General features: G+C 68.9%; 4 protein-coding genes and 1 tRNA gene. All 5 read right to left on the bottom strand.

The genetic code is table 11. The features are described 5' to 3' along the window. Positions 1–148, bottom strand: a 148-nt coding sequence (locus AX685_RS23550; protein ID WP_443026261.1) for a DUF6481 family protein, incomplete at its 3' end; no start/stop codon positions are given. Positions 149–246: 98 nt separating this feature from the next. Then, positions 247–322: transfer RNA gene (locus AX685_RS15555), tRNA-Lys, on the bottom strand. Between the two features lie 104 nt (positions 323–426). Further along, positions 427–1533: a rod shape-determining protein RodA gene (rodA, locus tag AX685_RS15550; RefSeq protein WP_066490262.1), complete on the bottom strand. Its 1107-nt coding sequence runs from the start codon at positions 1531–1533 to the stop codon at positions 427–429. Continuing rightward, the gene (mrdA, locus tag AX685_RS15545; RefSeq protein WP_066490259.1) at positions 1530–3656 is read right to left on the bottom strand and encodes a penicillin-binding protein 2; all 2127 of its coding nucleotides are present in this window, start codon (positions 3654–3656) and stop codon (positions 1530–1532) included. The genes rodA and mrdA overlap by 4 nt, the downstream gene beginning before the upstream one ends. After that, entirely contained in the window at positions 3656–4171 is a 516-nt protein-coding gene (gene mreD, locus AX685_RS15540; RefSeq protein WP_066490256.1) for a rod shape-determining protein MreD, read from the bottom strand. Before mreD ends, mrdA begins: the two co-directional genes overlap by 1 nt. Between the last annotated feature and the right edge of the window lie 28 nt (positions 4172–4199).

Below are 4199 nucleotides of genomic sequence, written 5' to 3'. Positions count from 1 at the left end.
CCTCGCGCGCGGCGCGCGCGGCGGCGCGGGCGGCGACCGCCTCGGGATCCGGGGCTGCCTTGTTGCGCAGCTTTTCGAGCGCGCTCGCCTTGGCATCGCGCGACGCGGCGGCGCGCTGACTGAAATCGGGGGTCTTGTATCCGGCCATATCGTCTTCCGTCTGGGGGCCATGGTTGGGGGAGCGACCCCGTGTACCATGTCCCAATGCACAACGGCCCCGCATCGCTGCGGGGCCGTTGAAAAAACTGGTGGACGCACTTGGGCTCGAACCAAGGACCCGCTGATTAAGAGTCAGCTGCTCTACCAACTGAGCTATGCGTCCGGTGAAGCGCGGTAGAAGCTGCCCGCAAGAGGCCGCCCGCGTTCGGGAAGCGCGCCTCTAGCAACGTCTGCCGGGGATGCAAAGCCCTTTTTCGACTTTTTTCGTCACCACCGCTGCGGGCGGCGCGTGGAACGGTCGATCCCCATCATGATGCCAAGCGAGATCAGCACCGTCATCTGCGCCGATCCGCCGAAGCTGACCAGCGGCAGCGGGATGCCGACCACGGGGGCCAGCCCCATCACCATCATCAGGTTGATCGCCATGTAGAAGAAGATCGTCGTCGCCAGCCCGGCCGCCGCCAGCTTGGCGAAGCGATCCTCCGCGCGCACGCCGACGTTGATCCCCCAGCGGATCACCAGCAGGAACGCGACGATCAGGAACGCGCCGCCCAGCAGCCCCCATTCCTCGGCCATGGTGGCGAAGACGAAGTCGGTGTGCCCCTCCGGCAGGTAATCGAGGTGGCTTTGCGTGCCGTTCATGAACCCTTTGCCGAACAGCCCGCCCGATCCGATCGCGATCTTCGACTGGCTGATGTGATAGCCGGTGCCCAGCGGATCGCTTTCCGGGTCCATGAAGATCAGCACGCGATGACGCTGGTAATCGTGGAGGACGTAATTGACCGCCAGCGGGATGGCGAGCGCGGCGCCCACCGCGCCGCCGATGAACAGCCGCAGCGGGATGCCCGCCAGGAACATCACCGTCGCCCCGCCGAAACAGATCATCAGGCCGGTGCCCAGGTCCGGCTGCATCATCACGAACGCGGCGGGCAGGCCGATCAGCACGCAGGCGGGCCACACCGCCTGGAACCGGCGCGTCTCGGCGGCGGGCAGCATGTCGTAGAAGCGCGCCATCGCCAGCACGATCGCCACCTTCATCATCTCCGACGGCTGGATGCGGATCGGGCCGAAGCCCAGCCATCGCTGGCTGCCGCCGCGCACCGCGCCCAGCAGCTCGACCAGGATCAGCAGGACCAGGAACAGGCCGTAGATCCAGAAGGCGTAGCGTCGCCAGAATTCCATCGGCACGCGCGAGATCACGATCGAGCCGATCAGGAACACCGCAAAGCGCGTCCCCTGCGGAAGCACCCACGGGCGCACGCTGCCGCCCGCCGCGGAATAGAGGACGACCAGCCCGAATCCGCCGATCGCGGTGACCAGCAGCAGCACCGACCACGGCAGGCGCGCGACGGGGGCCGGGACGAAGCCGCTCATTGCGGCCCCGCATCGCGGTCGGCAGGCGCGGCGCGGCGTTCGGCGTCGGTTTCCGGTTCGGGGGAGCCGGTGCGCGCGGGGCCGGCGCCGGCGGCGACGTCGTTGGCGATCGCCTCCGCGCTGGCGTTGGTCGCGTCGGTCGCCGCCGCAACGGCGCGCGCGTTGGTGGCGGGGGTTTCGTCCACCTCCTCGGCCACCGTCGCCGGGGCGGCATGCGCCGCGCGATAGGCGGCGTCCTGCGCGGCCATGCGCGTGCGGATGTCGCCGCCCCAGGTCGGCTCGACCTCCGCTAGGCTCTTCATCGCGCGCTCGCGGTCGAACAGATAGGTCATGATGTCGCGCCCGATCATCGGCGTATCGAGGTTGCGGACGGTATGACCGTTATGCTCCAGCACCACCGCCGCGGCATAGCGCGGATTGTCATAGGGAGCGAAGCAGACGAACAGCGCGTGGTCGCGCAGCTTGAACGGCAGCTGGCCGTTCTTGAGCACGCCGGAACGGCGCTCGGCCATGGTGATGCGGCGCACCTGCGCGGTGCCGGTCTTCGCCGCCAGCCCGATGCCGGGCACCAGCATCCGCGCCGCGCCGCCGGTGCCGCCGCCGTTGACCACGCCGTTCATCGCCTCGCGGATGATGCGGAAATGCTCGGGATCGATCGCCATCGCGTCGGCCCGGGGCTTGAACGGATCGCGGATCATCGTCGGCACCAGGTTGCGCCCCGACGCGATCCGGCTGGACATCACCGCCAGCTGCAACGGATTGGCGAGCACATAGCCCTGACCGATCGAGGCGTTGAGCGAATCGGCGACCTTCCAGTCGGTCTTGTACTTGCGCTGCTTCCACGCGCTGTCGGGGACGGTGCCGTAGCGTTGCGTGACCAACGGCAGGTCGAATTTCTGCCCCAGCCCCAGCGCGCGAGCGACCGGCGCGATCCGGTCGTAGCCGACGCGGCGCACCATTTCGTAGAAATAGATGTCGCAGCTCTGCATGATCGCGTTCTTGAGGTCGAGCGGCCCGTGCCCGCCGCGCTTGTGGCAGTGGAACACCCCGGTGCCCACGCGCATCGCGCCCGAACAGAAGACGCGCTCGTCCGGGCTGACCCCGGCGGCCAGCAGCGCGAGGCCGTTCATCGGCTTCACCGTGGAGCCGGGCGGATACAGCCCCTGCGTGACCTTGTTCATCAGCGGGACGTGATCGTCCTCGCTCAGCATCTTCCACTCGCTCTGGCTGATCCCGCTGGAAAAGCTGTTGGGATCGTAGGCGGGCATCGACACCATCGCCAGCATCTCGCCGGTCTGGCAGTCGAACACCACGGCGGAGCCGGAATTGGTGCCCAGCCGGCGCGCGGCATATTCTTGAAGCCCGGCGTCGATCGTCAGCCGCAGCGTGCGGCCCGGCACGTCGGGACGGGTCGCCAGTTCCTGCACCAGCTTGCCGCGCGCGGTGACCTCGACCCGTTTGGCGCCGGCCTTGCCGCGCAGCAGCGGCTCCATGGTCTTTTCCAGGCCGTCCTTGCCCAGCTTGAACCCCGGCGTGTTGTACAGCGGGTCGCGCGTCGCCTTATATTGTTCGGCGGAAGCGGCGCCGACATAGCCGGTCAGGTGCGCCACCGCCGCGCCGGCGGGATATTGCCGCGCAAAGCCGCGGGTCGGCGCGACGCCCGGCATCTCCGGCTGGCGCACCTGCACCGCGGCGAACCGGTCCCAGTCGATATTCTCCTTGATCTCGACCGGGCGGAAACCGACCGCCTTCTTCAGGTCCGCCTCGATCCGCGCCATGTCCTCGTCGGTCAGCGCCAGGATCTGGCGCAGCAGCGCGAGCGTGCGGTCCTTGTCCTCCAGCCGGTCGGGGATGACGTCGACGCGAAAATCGGCGCGGTTGTTGGCGATCGGCTGGCCGTGGCGATCGACGATCCAGCCGCGGCGCGGCGGGATCATCGTCAGGCTGACGCGGTTGCTTTCGGACAGCAGGTTGTAATGTTCGTTCTCGGCGATCGCCAGCCAGCCCATCCGCCCGATCAGCAGCCCGCCGACGCCGGCCTGTGCCGCGCCCAGCAGCCATGCCCGGCGCGAGAAGCTGTACGCCTGGGCCGCCTGCGTCATGATCCGGGGCGCGCGCGCCATTACGGCGCCCGCTTGAGGTCGATCCACGCGACGAGGCGCGCGGCGAGGGGGAACAGCAGGATCGAGATCACGATCTGGAGCAATAGCACGCTGTCGACGTGTGCGCCCAGCCGTGTCGCCACCAATCGACCGCCGGCCAGGCAAAAAGCGATCGACACTGCCGCGATCGCCCAGTTCTGCGCGAAGTCGCGCACGCCGGAGCGTGCGTCCATCGCCTCCACCAGGAAGAACGACAGCGTCCACAGCAGCATCGCGCTGCCCAGCGGCTGCCCCGATACCAGGTCATCGAACAGCCCCAGCAGCGCGGGCGCCCAGACGCGCAGCGACAGCGGGGCGAGCAGCCGCCACGCCAGCATCATCAGCAGCCCGAACGGCGGCAGCAGCGCCAGCGTCGCGCCCCACGGCAGGATCGTGACCAGCGATCCGGCCATCACCGTCGTCCACGGCAGCAGCCGCGCGCTGCCCGGCGTCAGCGGCTCGTCGAACGGGCGGCGGGAGGAGGACGGGGGCGTCACTGTTCGTCGTCCGCGGCGGGCTTCTTCG

This window comes from Sphingomonas sp. CCH9-F2, assembly GCF_001556735.1.
Classification (GTDB): domain Bacteria; phylum Pseudomonadota; class Alphaproteobacteria; order Sphingomonadales; family Sphingomonadaceae; genus Sphingomonas; species Sphingomonas ginsenosidimutans.
The sequence above is the reverse complement of the archived record's forward strand: the minus strand, read 5'-3'. Positions and strand labels throughout refer to the sequence as shown.